Here is a 17,130-nt window from a genome sequence, read left to right as displayed (position 1 = left end):
TAACGGACACTCATTCCGCTATTTATATAAAATCTACGATCTTACCGTCACTTGCGGACACCAGTTCCGTTAATTACTCATAATCATACGAAAATGACACTCTCGGACAGCTATAGCGGAACCTGTGTCCGAAAATCCCCCAAAATAAATACTTTTATATGAAATAGCGGAACAGCAGTCCGGAAACATCATCAGAGTAAGATCTGTGTAAAGTATGTGTGGTGCGGTCAAAACCTTCTATACTTCATTTGTAAGCTGTGCGAAATAGATAACAATTTCGTTAAAGGAAACGTGAGTACCGTCCCATTATTCATTTCGCAAAATAAGTACAAAAGTTCTAATTGGCAGATTCCTTTCTACTATTTACGGGAACATCCTCATACTTTCCAATAGTATTTTTTAATCAAACGTTTGATTAAAAAATTTTTGAGCCCTTATAAAACCTAGGTCAATTCTACCGTTTTGAAAATTAACTTTTTTCATCGACTATATTGGAAAAGTATTTGTGAAACAAAGAGACGGTTCTTGTGTGTCATTTAGTAGCGCAAGAACCGTCCCCCTCCATCCAGCAGGGGTCAGACACACTTTTCCTCTCATTTTTAAAAAGTGTTTAAAACTACAACAACTATAAGGTCATCTTCTCATACAAGAATTCTTTAAAAAGCTCGTTTAGTTCCTTGTTTTTCTTCATCTTTAGCCATTCTACCTGATCAATAGGCAGATTTAATTTAAGTGTAATCTTTTCATTTGGCATTTCTACTTTTCTAATATCCTCTAATGTAATGCCTTCCTCGATGTCCGGAAAAGCCGAGTCATCTTCACTAATCCTTAGGATGCCTTCATAGTCATGATCCTTATCTATTTCGCAGAATAAATGAAGCCTAGGCAGCTTTCCTGGCAGCGATTTTAAAAACATAAAGGAACTAATGCTTCTGCCATCTTCTAATTCAATTTCAATGATCAGGCTTTCCCTGTCTTTATACTTTCTTAGAGAAACCTCGCTTACAATCATATCGACATCCAAATGATCCCCAGTAGAAGATTCAAAAATATAGATGGCACTGCTAAAAACGCAGATCGTTTCCCCATCCATCGTTACTGACTTCACACCAACCATCCTTCATCCCCCATACATTGATTTCTAAGTACATCATATCAAAAAGAAAGGCAATGAAACACGGGGACGGTTCTCTTTATGGATTTATTAGCCTTTTTTACTTTTTCCTGCAAAAAAACTGCTAGACTTTTAGATACTTACTTATTACTATTTTCCCCAAATCAGTTACTAATCTTTAATGAAACATGCAATTTCTAACACGCAAACCTCTGCTTAAGCAAAATAAATAGGACCACTCTTTTGTGGCCCTACTTTTCTAATTAATCTTCTCTGCCTTTCCAGAGATTAGTTTCAACTGGTCATTCTCATAGCGGATCTCGTAAGTGGTTTTGTATTTGCTTAAAATTGTAGAGCCATTGCTTCGCTCTTCAGCAGAAATTATCGCGACAACTGTTGAATTATCACCTGAACTTTTTGCTGATAAATCATCAATGGTGACGGATAAAGTGTCTAAATATCCGCCTCTAAAATTTTCATAGGTGAGACCTGATTTCCATGAGCTGCCTAGTAGTGAATAGGCAGTTACATAGTCACCATAGTTTAGGCTTTCATAGAAATAGGCAACTAGATAACTAGAGTAGTCTTCTAATGAATATTCTTCATCATAAGCATAGCCTTCCGTTCCTAAATTAACTTGAGGAAGGGTTGCCATTGGGGTCTGTATCCAGCCTTCAATCAGTGAAAGAATACTCATAATTGGAATACTAAAGCCAATCGCCCCTTTTTCCGATCCGGCTGAGTTTATTCCGAGAACTTCTCCTGTTTTGCTGTCCACTAACGGGCCTCCGCTATTGCCCGGCGCGATAGGTGCAGATATTTGGTAAACATCCTCATAATGAAAGGGTTCGATATCTAAATCACGATCAACCCCACTAATGATCCCTGTTGTAACAGTATTTTGCAGACCTAATGGACTTCCTAATGCGAGGACCTCATCACCAATTTCTCCTTTGCGATTTTTCGCAATAGGGAGCGGCTCTGTCCCTTCTAAACCTGGAACACGCACTACGGCAACATCCGTCTCCTGGCTAATCCCAATTACCGTTCCGGAAAACTCCTTCGAATCAGAGGTGATGACAGTCACATCTTTTACATTCGCGACAACATGCGCATTCGTCACTACATCCCCCTTATTATTATAAAGAAATCCAGATCCCAGTGATCCATCTGCTAATTGAATTTTCACAACTAGTTTTTGTGTATGGTGAATGACTTCCTTTAGGTCGGTTGAATCCTTCTCTTCTGTTGCTGTTGCTTCAACTGTTAACTCAGATGTTGCTGTTAATTTATTCGGGATTGTCTCCTTTATGTAAAAAAAGACGAATAGTCCTGCACCCCAGACGAGTATGGTCGAAATCAAACTGATGATCCATTTTTTCATCTTGTCACCTTCTTTAATTGAGATACCACGTAATATTATCAATCTCAACATTTACATCCTGATACACACCATAATAAATATCTTCAAATGAGCCTATTGCTCCAGGTTCTAAATAGTATGGATAAACAGATGTCGAACCATTTGATAAGTACCTATCATTTACATCGTATACCGTATAATAAATTGTGATCGAACTTATAGTCGTCGTTGCGACATTCTTTACATTTCCAGCCAAATATAAATCCCCGTATTCATCCACTTCTACAGCAAAATCCGACACATGAACAGCAGCCGTTCGATTCTTCAAGTCCTCTTGTGCCGCAGCCTCCATTGCCTGCTCAATCTTCCGCTGCTCAGCTTGTTCAAAAGCAAGCTTGTCTTGTTCCACCCGACTTTTTAAAGCTAAAAGCTTTTCATCATTAACAGCAAATTGCAGCCCTTTATTTATAATTGCAAAAGCTTCGGAGAACTGTTTTTTAGTTAATTCACTTTCCACATCATTGCTGCTAATTTGGACAATCTTATTGACTATTTCCTTTTCGACCACACTGGCACTATCCTTGGGCAATGTTGCAAGAATCGATAGTTTTCCACCTAACTGATCAACTGTTGTCAATTCATTGATTTCCTTCTTGATCGTGCCAATCGTAATTTTCGTTGCACTATTCTCTACTTCCTGATGAAAATGATCAAATAGCGGCGCGTTTTCTTTATTTAGCTTTTCTCTTAAACTAGTAAGCTCTTTTGAAGCTACATCAAATGCTGTCTTTTGGATATTTTCCCCAACATCGATAAGTGCAGCCTCATACTCCATCGCCTTCTCTATCATCGTCATACTATCCTGTAAGGCAATGTAATTCGGTCGATCTGCTTGCGCCTTTTCTAATAACTTCTTCGCTTGATTGAAGTCCCTTTTTAAAGCGAGCTCCTCAGCAGAAGCTTTTAAACCCAATACTTTGCTATTCAACTCTTTTTCTTGAACGTAGTAATAACTAAGCCCTGAAGCAACGATGATGAGACTAATAACCGGAATAATAATTGGTAATAATCGCATAAAAGGATTTCGCTTAATTTCCTGCTGTCTTTCAGGTTCATCTATTGTTTCCACCTCTGAATCAATAGATGTTTCAATTGTCGCTTCTTCCATTTGTTCGGTCATTATTTCATTATCAGAACCTGTTGTCTCCTCTATAAGTATTTGAACTTCAGAACCACAGGAAGAACAAAACTTAGATTCCTCCAATAATTTCTCTCCACATTTATGGCAGTACATTAGAACCACACCTTTAGTTCAGTTATATAAGTAAATATTACCATAAATTACGATATAAGTTTCGTTTAACATTTAATTGGAAAAGTCGTTAGTATTGCCCTTCATCAAGGGAAGCATTAAGACGGAGATATTTCTTACTCATAAGCTTCTAATTTTAGAAAGTAGAACGAACTTGCTAATAATAGAGTCACTCGATTGTGCTTTTGTTTCTGAAACCTTTCGATTGAAATTACGTATAGTAAGTAAAGCATGGGGGGTGCAAACTATGTATAGAAAAATAATAACTGTCTTGTTTTTAGCAATTATATTATTGATTCCCACACAAGCACTAGCAGTTGATTACGATATTACAGATGTAGAAATTCATGCCTATTTACAAGAAGATGGACGTGTAGCTGTGCAGGAACAGCATACTTACGAGTTTAGCGGGAAATTCGGGGGGATTATTCGGGAGATCATTCCGAAAAAGGGATCTGAGATTGTTAACCTTGAAGCCTATGAAGGGAAAAAACAGTTAGAAATTGAAACGGATAAATCGGAGCATCGGATTCATCGTGAAGGAAAAGATGAAACGGTTACGATTGATTTGTTTTATGAAATAAAAAATGGTGTGGACGTATATGCAGATGTTGCAGAACTTTATTGGCCATTTTTTGATAAAAGCAATGAATCTACTTATGGAAGTTTAACAATCAATGTTTATCCACCAGAATCAACGACAAATGTTATTGCATTTGGCTATGATGAAGCCTTTCAAAAGGAACAAGTTTTACAAGATGGACAGGTGCAATTTCAATTAGGGAAAGTGCCTAGTGAACGAAATGGAGACATTCGTGTAGCCTATGACAGCAAGCTTTTCGGAGCTGTTACGAGTCCTTCGAAAAAACACATGCGAGATGAAATAGAGGCTGCAGAACAGCAATTAACCGATCAAGCAGCAGCCCAATCCGAACGAAAGGAGCAGCTCAGATCAATCGGTATGATTGTCGTTCCTATCTTTAGTATTCTATTATTATTTGTGCTTTTACGTGCCTATCTCGGTGCGAAAGGAAGGAAGCATGCACTCATTAGAGAACTTGGGAGTGATGGCCGATTACCTAAGCAAGTACTCTCATTGCCAGCGACGATTTATTTTACAAATTATCAACAGCTCTTGCCAGAAACGATTGCTGCTTCTATCCTAGATTTGGTTAGAAAAGGGCATGTTGATCAACTGGATGAAAATCGTTTTCGACTTGTCAATCGAGAAGGTTTACTCGGGCATGAGCAGGAATTAGTCAGTTGGCTATTTGATGAAATTGGAGCGAACGATGAATTTAACTTCGATGATTTATCTGCCTATACGAAAGATCAGGAGAATCATGAGAAATACCAGACACATCGATCAAAATGGCAGAACGCCGTACGAGATGAGTGGAAAGCTGCTGCTTTGTATGAGAAGAACGGGAAATATCGATGGACCGTTTGCCTGCTAAGCTTAATCCTTGTGCCATTTTCTATATTATTTGCTGCAAATGATTTAATTGCTTTGTTTTTGATTTCATTATTTCTATTTTTGGTGTTACTCGTTTTCGGAATTACTTATCGCCCGAAAAATTGGAATGGTGCCAAGATCGCATATGAATGGCAACTGTTTAAAAAGCGTTTCCCAAATATGACTGAAACAGATTGGAAGCTGTTATCAACTGATGACAGAATGCGCGGCTATATATATGGTTTAGGAATCAATGAGAAAAGCCTTCAAGTGAACAACAAATCTTTCAAAACAACATTTCATGCAGAAGAAGGTCAAGTGGACACAGTCTATGGATTTGATCCGACATGGATTATCTTGGCGACTATGGTCACTTCAAACTTCAAGTCCGCAGATGATGCAACAGCGATTCACACCAGTTCAGGGAGCGGCGGTGCAGGTTCCGGCTCTGGAGCAGGTGGCGGCGGTGGCGGTTCAGGGGCCTTTTAATAGGAAGTACAATGTAGAAGAATCCCGATTTCTCATCAATCGGGATTTTTTATGATTCTGAATCTATTTGTTTAGAATGCTTAACTTTGCTCTATTTTGCTGTCACTTTTCATTTTTCTATGAACAACAATTAGGGAGAAATAGCGGCCGATTTCTCGTCCTTTCCTTCCATAAATTACAGCTACTTAAACAGAAACTTCTATGGTAATTTTAAAAAGAAAAAACGAATAGAATGCGAGAAGAAAACAATGAAAATAGGCAGGAATTTAAGAAAGATACGTTTCAAAAAGTCATCCAAAATTTTAACAGGCTGCGGTGCTATTTTACTAGGAATCATTCTGGTAATCGTTTATCTTCCACAAGGAAAGCTTGCCGCATTGCTTCCTGTACAAAATCCAGTAGCGAAAACAGACATCAATCAACCTGAGCAAGAGGAGATAGCTACTCCACTAGAGGAAGAAAAAACGGAGGATAAAGAGGAAACAACAAATATTCCTCCAGAAGCTGTTAGTCAACCTTCTACAGAAAATACTGTTGTTAGTGATTGGTATGACGAGGGCGCCGCTCTTAAAAATGGCGGCAGAGACATGTCAAATGATCCCGAATACCAAGCTGAATTAAAATGACTCTACTCTGAAGAAGATTTGAAAAGAATGGATGCTCCAAGGAAATGGGTAATCATGCCGAATATTATCGGGATGACTGAAGCAGAGGCCGTTCGAACAATGCATGCAAAAGGACTAACACCGCGTGTTGCTTACGAGGACGGCGGAAAAAAAGAAGGCACAGTCATTCGTTCAGAAACTTCTGCAGGTCGAAACTGGAATACAGATGCGTCTATATTTATCTATGTCCAACGCAAGGAAAAGCCTGTAACTGTACCACCAGTTAAGAAAGAGACGGATAAAACAGTGGATGTTGCACCCGTTAAGCCTGCACCTGAAAAACCAACAAAACCGGTAGAAACTTCAAAGCCTGAAGAAACAAGTACACCCGTCAATGATTCTTCTGTAACCGAAGAGCCTAGTGACCCTCTTTCGATTGAATCGGAGTAAGTAAAAATTTCATCTAAATAAGTTACCTGCCACCTTGCTCCTGCTTGGTGGCCTTTTCATTACTATTATGCTTGATTGAATAGTTTTGATTGATATTATTATAGACTTAATTGTGTTTGCTAACACGTCCCCTTAACTAATAAATGAAGCTTACGGGATAATCGATCTTTTCCAAACGAAATGTTTAGGTTTAATTAAAAAATATAGTTATTATCTATTGTAATGAAAACTTTTTTTGCGATATCTTACTTTTATTTGCGAATTAGCTACTTTATTTGCGAATCAGCTACTTTTTTTGCGATATTCTACTTTTATTTGCGAACCAGCTGCTTTTTTTGCAATATCTTCTTTTTATTTGCAAATCAGCTGCTTTTTTAAAATTCACTGCACATGAATAATAAGGGAAGTTTTTCCGCTTATATGATCAAAAAAAAATAGATTTTGTCTTATTTGTAGCAGTGAACCGGAGTCTCTCTGCTTATATTCGCTATTTAAGCCTCGTTTATATTAATTAGCCGGAATTTTTCCGCTTATTCCATACCTGCACTAATAAAACAATCCAAGAAGGTGCAAATAGCAGGAAGAAGAACACACTATTCTCTATTGCACGACCCCTTTTTTCATTTTACACGTTGAATGATTATTTCTTCAGTTTAATTCATTTAAACCCCTCATAACAAATATTCGCAAACACTCCCGCAGTTAAAATCGTTATACTTGAAAATACTACACTTTTAAGACCTAATGTTTGATACCCGATTAGGACAATGAGGCAATCCATTATAGCGATCGATAGCCCAATATTTAATGGGGTTACTTTTGCGATAAAATAGGCGATCAAGTCCGTTCCCCCTGTGCTTGTCTCATATCGAAGCATCAAGCCTACGCCAATTCCACAAATTGCTCCCCCTAAAATCGCACTGAGCCAGATTGGCAGCTGAAACTGAAAAGGCGCCAATAAATCAATAAAAACGGCTGTCATAATCATCCCGTAAATACTGCCATGAAACTGGGCCCGATCCTTTACCCATGCATAAGAAATTAATGGAACACTTAACAAAGCTGACCATAGTCCCGCTTGAAAATCAAAATAATAATGTAAAATAAGGGCCAGACCGATAATTCCCCCATCAAGTAAATGATGTGGAACTAAGAAACCGTTAATCCCAACCCCAAGCAGCATGCTCCCAATCAACACAGCAGCTATTCTAGCAAACATCCTAATCACCCCATATCTCCGAACAAGAAACACTCTTTTATCCTTATGAGGGTTGTCCAGAAAACATGCTTGATTGAGGGAATCTCGTACCTTAGGGAAGCATGGGGACGGTTCTTGTGCTTCCATGACCCTCCTTCGATTGAATCGGAGTAAGTAAAAATTTCATCTAAATGAGTTACCTGCCACCTTGCTCCTGCTTGGTGGCCTTTTCATTACTATTATGCTTGATTGAATAGTTTTGATTGATATTATTATAGACTTAATTGTGTTTGCTAACACGTCCCCTTAACTACTAAATGAAGCTTACGGGATAATCGATCTTTTCCAAACGAAATGTTTAGGTTTAATTAAAAAATATAGTTATTATCTATTGTAATGAAAACTTTTTTTGCGATATCTTACTTTTATTTGTGAATAAGTTACTTTATTTGCGATATTTTCTTTTTATTTGCGATCTAGCTGCTTTTTTTGCGATATCTTCTTTTTATTTGCGAACCAGCTGCTTTTTTTGCGATATTCTATTTTTATTTGCGAATCAGCTACTTTTTTTGCGATATTCTATTTTTATTTGCGAACCAGCTACTTTTTTTTGTGAAGCATGGGGACGGTTCTTGTGCTTCCATATGAATGATTTTAAAGAAAAGCAAGAGAACCATCCCTTTGCTTTCCCTTAGAAAAGAGTCAAAATAAATAGAGCTAACTCAAATCGAGTTAGCTCTATTTTGTGAAATAAGCTTATTCCGCAGGTGACAAGCACCCCGACTTTACTTTGAAATTACTATGAGGACCTTTCTTACACTTCCACAAGGGCATGTGGCTTTGAAGGAAGCAGGAGAACAATCCATATGCTTCCAGAATCATATTAATTATTCTAAAAAAACGCAAGTATTAGAACAACTTTTTAATGGATTTGATGATCAAAACAAGGACCTTAATAATGAATATGGCCTCTTTAATATTATGAGCATTCATTTATTCGGAGCGGATGTAAAGATTGGTTATGCCTATAGTCTTGTGAATCCAGACATAAATGAAGAAGAATATTATGCAGAGTTCACCCTTCCATATTAGAAAAAGGAGAAGCAGTCGTTAACCTAAGATCACTTCTCCTTTTTTTGCTCATGGGAGAATGTTCCTTGTACAATTTAACTATTCCCCTATAGTATTTTTACCAGTTTTCACCAAAATTATAATACCTTGAAAAACAAACAGTCTTACTGAATCGTGATGTTCCCATCCTGCACCACATATATCCCATTCCCTAAATCATACATACCTGGCACATAGCGATACACTCGATATTGCTCTCCCTTTTTCAAAATACGAGGAAGCTTATTCGTTTTGTTGATTTTTTCCCAAATTACTGTGTCTTGTAAGATCGTTACTTTTCCAATTTGGCCTGGGCGCAGTTCAAGCCCTTTCCACATTTGCTTTACTCGCTTTGAACCTGTTAATGCATTTTTGGCTAACATTGCTTTGGATGGCGTCTCGTAGCGAATCGCATTTGTACGCTCTACCCAAATGTCTCCGCCTAATCCAAGCATTGGGGAAATCGATTCGTATGCAGGAGCTGATTGACTTCCCTTTAGAACATCTACTTTTTTCAAGCGATTGTTTACAAGTTCATATACCGGCACAGTCTTCTTAGCACTTACACAGCCAATTGCATCCGCTGGAAGGACATCTTTTCCGCATGTTTCTTTCCCAGCGAAGTAAGTGTCGGCACCTTCCATATAGACGATTGTAAAAGTACTAAACTTGTTGACCGTGAATTCCAGTCCTAGTTCACCATTGTTTTTATAGGTAACAACTTTCCCTTGTAAAACTTCTTTCGTTCCGTCGCTATGTTCGATAAAGATGGCTAGATTATCAAGGATTTTTTCTCTTTCCTTGGCATCTGCTGGCAGACTATCTTTTAAAGGAAGGACGATAGACACTTCACGGTTTTGCATATTTGTTTCGATTTCCATCGGTCGGCCTAGCACTTGCACCGTTTGATTTTGGGCAATTTCCTTAACGATTTCTTCCTTCTTTGCACGGTCCTCTACTTGCTTTTGTTGTTCTTTTGTTTTAAGTGGAACAACTCGGAAGTATAAATCATCATCAAACGAAGAGATCGATGCGGTTGGAATCGCTATGATCGCATTGTCTGTCGCAATTTCCAGTTTCATTTTTCCATCATTTAATTGTTTCATTGCAGACTTCGGAATTTCTACTGTTATTTCAGATACTTTGTCGTTTGTATCTGGAATAACAATTCTCGCAGTGTTGACACCTTGTTGTTTCGCTTTTTCAACGGTATCTTTGGCGACGGTCTCTGACATGGAAACATGATCCTTCACCTTGCCATCAGTACCTGTTGTTCTTGTGATTGGCGTTTTTGTTAGGTTTTCTCCATTTGCTCCATCGACATCAACAATTTCTTCTGTCGTTGGTTCTGAAGCTGTATTCTCATAATCGTCTTCTGGATAACTAGATGTTCTTTCTTTTAATACCTTTACACGGAAGATTATCGTTTCCGTTATACCATTCTTTTTTATTGTCGCTGTTAAAATAACTTCTGTATCTCTTGTTGGTCTTGAAACATTTCCATTTTCTGCGATAATGTCTGGATGGCTTGTTGACCAACTAATTATTGTTCCTTTTTCCCCTGTTAACGGAAGTGTAAGATTTTGAGTAACATTCGTTGCACTGTCACCCGCTGCATAACTTATATTTAATGCTGATCCTGCTATACTTATTGCTTCTCTATCTGTAATTGGTAGTTTAACTACAGTAATAATAAATGTTTTTGTTTCTATTGAATCACCTTTTTTGATAGTTGCAGTTAATGTAACGAATGCATTTCCATTTATATAGGATGGGCGATTAATCGTACCCTCTGGAGAAATGACTCCTGGTGTATTTGAAGACCAGCTAACTATCGTGCCATTCTCGCCTGAAGTTGGGAGAGTTAGATTCTTCGTTACACTTGATTGATTGTCCCCATCCTCATACCCGATCTCTAGTGAAGCCTTTGCATTTGCTACTGCCTCGTCATCTGACATACCCGGTGCAGCTTCCTCAATATCTTCTATTGTCTGATCGATGTTACTATCTAAGCTATAAAAATATTCAACAATCTCGGTTTGTCCAGGGGCTAAATTACCTAATGCAAAAGTTAATCCCATCCAAGTATCTGAATTAGATTCTGCAATGACACCGTCATCATTGTAAGCCGCTAATGAATACATATCGCTCGTAACTAATGAAGCCCTCGACCTTGAATCAGTTGACATTAACAATAAAGCATTGCCTGTTTCTGGTCCTACTGCTAATGCAACTGATTTGTTGTCATTTGGAAAATTGAATGGAACAGAGTTAATTGTATTATATGTCCCTTTCATATCTAAATCTATATCCGGATCTACAGAACGCATATACCTTACATCGTGAAGGGTTTCATCCGTCGTATTTGTTATCTCTACTGTCATTTTGAAAAATTTATTATCCACTTTAAATGAAACAAGTTGTTCTACTTTTAATTTATTATCATTTGTTTTTCCACTAGTTTTGGCAGCTAAAGTATCTCCACTAGATAAATCTTCAATTGATATACTAGGAATAGTTATAACTTCATTTCTCTCTGCATTTAAAAAAGTAGTTGGCATTTCCCCATTTTTGTATCCAACAAGAAAGCCTTCATATGGGCTGCCTGGAAGAAAATAATCTCCACTATTCATTTCCTTTCCCATGTCAAAGCCATCCGCATCATAAACAAACCCCAGATTTGAACGGTTGATCGGATGAAAACCATGAGGTGCGTCCAAATTCGTCCCGAATGAACCACTTTTTGAGATCCCAACTTCAATATATTTTCCGCCTAAAAAGACATCTTCACCAACTGTTACATGTCTACCGACAATTGGTAGACTCGGTTCATATGCTGGAATTTCAATAGCTAATGCCTCACTTACATTTCCTTCTTCATCTTTTACTTGAATATAAATGTCCTTGCCACCTGCAGACAAATCGATTAAACGAATCGTTGCTTCTTCTGTTGTCACAGCAGTTCCAGCATCAACCGTTTCAATAATTGGAGCTGTTTCACCACTTGGTACTAATTCGAAGTAATATTGCCCTGCTTTACTCGATGTAAATCTCACTGCCGCCTCAGAATTGGAGACGCGTTCAACTTCACCAGCTGTTAATACTGGAGCCGCTGATTCAAGCTGTCTAATGACTGTTACGTGAAACGTTTTTGTATCAGTTACTTCATTTTTTGTAATAGTTGCTGTTAAGGTCACCAATTTGTCTTCATCTGTTGGACGTTTGACTGTTCCTTCAGCATCAATAATATCTTCTAAATCAATTGACCAGGTAATTGTAGTTTCCTCTATACCTGATGCAGGAAGAGTAAGTGATTGTGTTACATTTGATTCACTCTCTCCTTCTGCAAATACAATCGCTAAAGTAGACTTTACAGCTTCTACTATCTGTTCATCTGTTAATTCATCAGATTCCTCTAGTATTGTTTCTGTACCTTCAGTTGTTGTGCTATCGTCCTCTGATAATCTCTCCGCATCCACAGTTAATTGTGGAAGATATGAAAACATCATCATAAAAATAATTAAACAAACTAGTATTTTATTCTTCTTCAATGTAGGCCCCCCTATTTAATATGTATCTTTTAAATTTGATAAAATAGAAAATATATTTACTAGTGATCTATCTCACTAGTACTATTCTATTACTTCACTCTCAACAAATTCTCAACAAATCAGACAAAAAACGACAAAAAATCCACCTATCTGCCTATTTAGGTGGATAAAAATTATTTTATTTTTTTTATTATATCCTCTAGTTCCTTATGCGGCTTCATATCCAACTGTATCCACAGGGATGTTCGATATTTTTCGTATACATTCAGCGCCTCTCGATTGTTTCCCTGCTGAATATAATATTGGATTAACACCATCGTATACTGCTCTTCCCATGGGTCTAAATCAATTAGCTTTTCTATGGCCTCTTTGTACACAGGATCTGCCTTTGTTTCGTCTGGGGCAATCTTAATATAGGTTCTTAAATAGTGGGTGATCGCTTTCCAGAGCTGTTCGCGCAAATGAATGGACCAGTTATAATCTTCTTCTACTAAATAATCACTCGTATATAAGGAAAGCAGTTCCTTTACATCACTGCTTGTGAAGCGTTTCTGATTGATGATTTGTTTAATTTCCATCACATCACTATCAATATCGATAATAAAAGAATATCGCCCATCCACATATTTGATTGCCTCATGGAACTCACGATTTTTGAATTCCTTGCGGAGATGATATACACTCGTATGCAGAAGCGCAGATGCTTTCTCTTGCGATTGTTCTGGCCAAAGTTCCTCCATCATTTTATCCCGATGAACAGGTTCGTTTACATGGATTAAATACGCACAAAGTTCCTTTACCTTTTTTGTCCGCCATTTCATTTGCTTTCCTTGTTGATCGGTCAAGCGAAAGCTTCCGAGCAGACTCGCTTTCATTGTTGGAACTTGATTAGGGAGCGATTGAACTTTCCGCTCAGAAATTCGTTGGATCGTTTTTTTCAGACGGTCCTTTTCAATTGGCTTCAGAATATAGTCAACGGCATGGACATTAAATGCCTCCAACGCATATTGATCATAGGCAGTTACAAATATGATTTCTGTTTGCCATTCCACACTTTCCAATTTTTCAGCGAGTGTAATGCCGTTCATCTCTTGCATTTCGATATCAAGGAATACGAGATCCGGCTTCAGCGTTCCGATCCTGTCCAACCCTTCGATTGGATTGGAAAACTTTCCAACAATATCAATTCCGCCAACTTCCTTCAGCATCGCCTCTAATAAATCTAATGCCAACACTTCATCATCAACCAAAATCGCTTTTAACACTTATTTCACCTCTTTTTCCAATCGCTCATCCCAGGCTATTCATATCGTGAATGAACGGGAATTTCACTTCTACTGTCGTCCCTTTATTTTCTTCACTTTCGAAATGTATGGATGCTTCCTCGTAATATTTTAATCGTTTGGCAATATTGTGAAGCCCTACTCCTTGTTCCATCAGATGTACATCTTTCCTATGGTCATGAAGCCTTTCAGCTGAAATTCCACGGCCATTATCTATGACCTGACAAACAACCATTCCATTTTCCTCTTTCACTTTAAGTGTGACTTTCCCACCCGCTTTCTTCTCCTTCAGTCCATGAATAATGGCATTTTCTACAAGCGGCTGCAGCAATAGCGGTGGAATGAAGCAATGGATTGGTTCCTCCATTTGTAATTCAAACTCCATTTGCTCTGGAAATCTTGTCATCTGAATATTCACATACGATTGAATGAGTGAAAGCTCCTTTGCTAGCGGCACAAGTGAACTCGTATTCTCAAACGAAAAGCTCCCTCTTAAAAAATGAGCAAAGTCTGTAATCATTGTTCTTGCCTTGTCTAAATCTAAATAGCTAAGGGATAAAATTGAATTTAATACATTATAAATAAAATGCGGCTTAATTTGAGCTTGTAAAAAGGCAACTTCCATATTTGTTGCTGCTTCTGCTGATTCCTTCATCAAAATAAGATTTCGTATCCTTGTTTTCAATTCAGAGGCATCAAGCGGTTTATGCAGAAAGTCATTAGCCCCTGACCGAAAAGCTGCCACCATGTCCTCACCCCGAATCGCAGCCGTCAGCATTAAAACAGGTAGTTCTGATAGAGGATAGGCTTTTCTTAATTGTTGGCAAACTTCATATCCAGACAGCCCAGGCATCATAATATCCAAAATGACTAAATCCACATCAGGGTGCTTTTTAATTTGATCGAAAACAGCCTTTCCACTATCAACAGCAATAATAAAATAGCCTTCTTGTGTAAGTGTGTCGATCAGTACTTTTAAGTTGATGTGATCGTCATCAGCAATGATCACCTTTTGTTTTCCTTTATTTTTGGCAATGTAAGGAATGGAAAGGTGAATCGGCCGTCTTTGACTAACGTACATTGGGTTTTCTCTCTTCTCTTCTCCTTCTTTTACATCTGCACGCGGAAGAGTAATTGTAAATGTTGTTCCTTTTCCAACAATCGAGTCAACTGTAATTTCTCCATTCTGGATTTGAACAAGCTCCTTTGTCACACTTAGTCCTAGACCGGTACCGCCAACGGAGTTCTCAAACTGCTGGAATGGATCATATAGTTTCTCCATATTTTCAGGAGGAATGCCGATGCCCGTATCACTGATCTGGATCACAACTTTTCCATCCCGTTCAAAACAATTAATTTCAATTTTCCCTTGATGCGTGTATTTAATCGCATTTTCGATTAAGTTATATAATATTTGTCGAATCCTTTCCTCATCCGCTAAAACAAATTGCCCTCGTTTCATATGATTAATAATCGTTACATCCTTATCGATCAAGTATGAAAACGTCTCAACGACTACATGTGTAGTAGCAAATAAATCAACTGGAGCAATATTTAGTTTTAATTCTCCGACCTTCAACTTAGAAAAATCCAAAATATCGTTCACAAGAAGAGACAACCGCTGAGCAATATGAACAACGAGCATCATTTTTTCCTTTTGATCATTTGTTAAGGAGGCATCTTCCTTGTCTAACATCGATTGCGAAATTGCAATGATGCCATGCAAGGGCGTTCGAAATTCATGAGATGTTTTTGCAATAAATTCATTCTTAAGCTGATCCACATGCAAGAGGGCACTAGAAAGCTCGTCCTTTTTCAAAAATGATTTCGTAAAACGATGTGAAATAAAAAGAGCGAGCAACGTCAAACAAATAAACGGCAATAATGGAGGCAGGGCATTTAATTTAATATCCATCATCACATTTAATGTGCCAACGATAAAATAAATAAAAATCGTAAACGAGCTAAGGATTAAATACGTTGCCCCAACTGACCGCTTATAAATCGCAATAACTTGAATATAGATGATGTAAACTAAAACAATAAAAATATAGGCGGAATAAACACCTTGCAATTGAGAATTTATATGCACAGGCAACAAAGCTGAGCCAAATAATAGAAGGCCCATGATACTAAGTGTTCTGAAAATCCTTCGATGCGTAAATGGCTTTAAAGCATGCTGAAAATACAACAAGATAAAAAAGCCGATCAAAATACTTGAAGAAGATTGAACTCTTTCAAATAGTTCATATGGCGTAGCAGGAAATAGCGCAAGAAACACCTTTTCACCATGAGAAAAGGCATATAACACATTCGAAAAACAAAAAAGAGAAAAGTAAAGCTGTTCCAGCCCAATTCTTGCATGTAGATAACTCCCTAAGAAATAAATAAACATCGTTAAAAAGGCCGCAATCGTTACCCAATCATACACAATTGAGCTCTCTCGTAATTTTCCGATGCTGTCTTGGTCACCGATATAGATAGAACCTAAAATTCCCCCGCCTGACGCGTATTCAAAATTGGCAACATGGATTAGCAGTTCGATTTCACGATTGTCAGATATGAAGTAGGAAACATATGGGATATTATGTGGCGTATAAGATGCATCCTCTGCCGGACTTCCACTTTGACCGATCAGCTGCCCATCCAAATACATGGCATTAGACATACGAATATTGCTTGTTTTTAATCCTAGAATCTCTTCTTTATGATCGATCTTGATCTTTAGGCGATACGTGCCACTCGTATATTTAGGCACGTTCTCCCCATCAAGGTCATAGCTTGTCCATAAGGACGGCACTTGAACAAAATAAGAAGGCACCTTTTCAAACTCAATGGAGTCAAGTAATTGACCAGGAACAAACGCCCATTCCCCATCCAACTCCACAGGCTCCCCTTGGCTGAAATCATAGCCACGAAGATCTAAAACCCCATTCACAGCTTCTCGCTGTGTCGTCTTTTCTTGATCTAACCAAGTATTCAACACAATTACACATATAATTAGCACAATAGTTAGTATTACAATCTTTAAAGAGTGTTTTTTCATTTATTTGAGCGTCCTTATGATTTATTTTATTTCTATATTAAAGACAACTCGATTGATTCACAAGGGGGAAGCGGGGGGACGGTTCTTGTGCTTCCACAAGAGCAGGAAGCAAGAGAACCGTCCCCACGCTTCCTCTCTTTTATGGTAAAAGTT

Annotated in this window: 11 protein-coding genes; 4 read left to right on the top strand and 7 right to left on the bottom strand. The window is 38.0% G+C overall.

The window, feature by feature from the left end; genetic code table 11:
- Positions 1 to 625: 625 nt before the first annotated feature.
- From J2Z40_RS13790 to J2Z40_RS13780, 3 genes are all read right to left on the bottom strand, one after another.
- Entirely contained in the window at positions 626 to 1,117 is a 492-nt protein-coding gene (locus J2Z40_RS13790; RefSeq protein ID WP_066398005.1) for a hypothetical protein, read from the bottom strand.
- 256 nt (positions 1,118 to 1,373) lie between these two features.
- Positions 1,374 to 2,498: a S1C family serine protease gene (locus tag J2Z40_RS13785; protein ID WP_066399584.1), complete on the bottom strand. Its 1,125-nt coding sequence runs from the start codon at positions 2,496 to 2,498 to the stop codon at positions 1,374 to 1,376.
- A 13-nt stretch (positions 2,499 to 2,511) separates the two neighbouring features.
- Positions 2,512 to 3,771 (bottom strand): zinc-ribbon domain-containing protein, encoded by a 1,260-nt coding sequence (locus tag J2Z40_RS13780; protein ID WP_083953968.1) that lies wholly within the window; start codon positions 3,769 to 3,771, stop codon positions 2,512 to 2,514.
- A 265-nt stretch (positions 3,772 to 4,036) separates the two neighbouring features.
- Here J2Z40_RS13780 and J2Z40_RS13775 point away from each other — a divergent pair, with 265 nt between their 5' ends.
- The 3 genes from J2Z40_RS13775 to J2Z40_RS13765 all read left to right on the top strand — a co-directional run bounded on the left by J2Z40_RS13775 (position 4,037) and on the right by J2Z40_RS13765 (position 6,789).
- Complete coding sequence (locus J2Z40_RS13775) at positions 4,037 to 5,734, top strand: DUF2207 domain-containing protein (protein ID WP_066398009.1); 1,698 nt, start codon at positions 4,037 to 4,039, stop codon at positions 5,732 to 5,734.
- 248 nt (positions 5,735 to 5,982) lie between these two features.
- Positions 5,983 to 6,360, top strand: coding sequence for a hypothetical protein (locus J2Z40_RS13770; RefSeq protein ID WP_066398011.1), 378 nt, complete (start codon positions 5,983 to 5,985; stop codon positions 6,358 to 6,360).
- A gap of 54 nt (positions 6,361 to 6,414) precedes the next feature.
- Positions 6,415 to 6,789 (top strand): PASTA domain-containing protein, encoded by a 375-nt coding sequence (locus tag J2Z40_RS13765; protein WP_162840503.1) that lies wholly within the window; start codon positions 6,415 to 6,417, stop codon positions 6,787 to 6,789.
- A 658-nt stretch (positions 6,790 to 7,447) separates the two neighbouring features.
- Here the strand turns inward: J2Z40_RS13765 and J2Z40_RS13760 are convergent.
- Positions 7,448 to 8,008: a YitT family protein gene (locus tag J2Z40_RS13760; RefSeq protein ID WP_066399587.1), complete on the bottom strand. Its 561-nt coding sequence runs from the start codon at positions 8,006 to 8,008 to the stop codon at positions 7,448 to 7,450.
- 819 nt (positions 8,009 to 8,827) lie between these two features.
- Between J2Z40_RS13760 and J2Z40_RS13755 the strand changes: the two genes are divergently transcribed.
- Positions 8,828 to 9,079 carry a hypothetical protein gene (locus J2Z40_RS13755; protein ID WP_157087856.1) on the top strand — a complete coding sequence of 84 codons (252 nt, stop codon included), beginning with the start codon at positions 8,828 to 8,830 and terminating at the stop codon, positions 9,077 to 9,079.
- A 143-nt stretch (positions 9,080 to 9,222) separates the two neighbouring features.
- Here the strand turns inward: J2Z40_RS13755 and J2Z40_RS13750 are convergent, their stop codons facing one another.
- From J2Z40_RS13750 to J2Z40_RS13740, 3 genes are all read right to left on the bottom strand, one after another.
- A complete protein-coding gene (locus J2Z40_RS13750; protein ID WP_066398016.1) occupies positions 9,223 to 12,648 on the bottom strand; it encodes an immunoglobulin-like domain-containing protein in 3,426 nt (1,141 codons plus the stop codon).
- Positions 12,649 to 12,821: 173 nt separating this feature from the next.
- Positions 12,822 to 13,913: a response regulator gene (locus J2Z40_RS13745; protein ID WP_066398017.1), complete on the bottom strand. Its 1,092-nt coding sequence runs from the start codon at positions 13,911 to 13,913 to the stop codon at positions 12,822 to 12,824.
- Between the two features lie 25 nt (positions 13,914 to 13,938).
- Positions 13,939 to 16,977: an ATP-binding protein gene (locus tag J2Z40_RS13740; protein ID WP_066398018.1), complete on the bottom strand. Its 3,039-nt coding sequence runs from the start codon at positions 16,975 to 16,977 to the stop codon at positions 13,939 to 13,941.
- Positions 16,978 to 17,130: the final 153 nt, after the last annotated feature.

This window comes from Cytobacillus eiseniae (assembly GCF_017874625.1).
GTDB classification, from domain to species: domain Bacteria; phylum Bacillota; class Bacilli; order Bacillales; family Cytobacillaceae; genus Cytobacillus; species Cytobacillus eiseniae.
The sequence above is the reverse complement of the archived record's forward strand: the minus strand, read 5'-3'. Positions and strand labels throughout refer to the sequence as shown.

Coding starts and splice junctions, on each gene's coding strand:
- J2Z40_RS13790 (WP_066398005.1), bottom strand. CDS start 1,117: ATGGTTGGTGTGAAGTCAGTAACGATGGATGGGGAAACGATCTGCGTT.
- J2Z40_RS13785 (WP_066399584.1), bottom strand. CDS start 2,498: ATGAAAAAATGGATCATCAGTTTGATTTCGACCATACTCGTCTGGGGT.
- J2Z40_RS13780 (WP_083953968.1), bottom strand. CDS start 3,771: ATGTACTGCCATAAATGTGGAGAGAAATTATTGGAGGAATCTAAGTTT.
- J2Z40_RS13775 (WP_066398009.1), top strand. CDS start 4,037: ATGTATAGAAAAATAATAACTGTCTTGTTTTTAGCAATTATATTATTG.
- J2Z40_RS13770 (WP_066398011.1), top strand. CDS start 5,983: ATGAAAATAGGCAGGAATTTAAGAAAGATACGTTTCAAAAAGTCATCC.
- J2Z40_RS13765 (WP_162840503.1), top strand. CDS start 6,415: ATGCCGAATATTATCGGGATGACTGAAGCAGAGGCCGTTCGAACAATG.
- J2Z40_RS13760 (WP_066399587.1), bottom strand. CDS start 8,008: ATGTTTGCTAGAATAGCTGCTGTGTTGATTGGGAGCATGCTGCTTGGG.
- J2Z40_RS13740 (WP_066398018.1), bottom strand. CDS start 16,977: ATGAAAAAACACTCTTTAAAGATTGTAATACTAACTATTGTGCTAATT.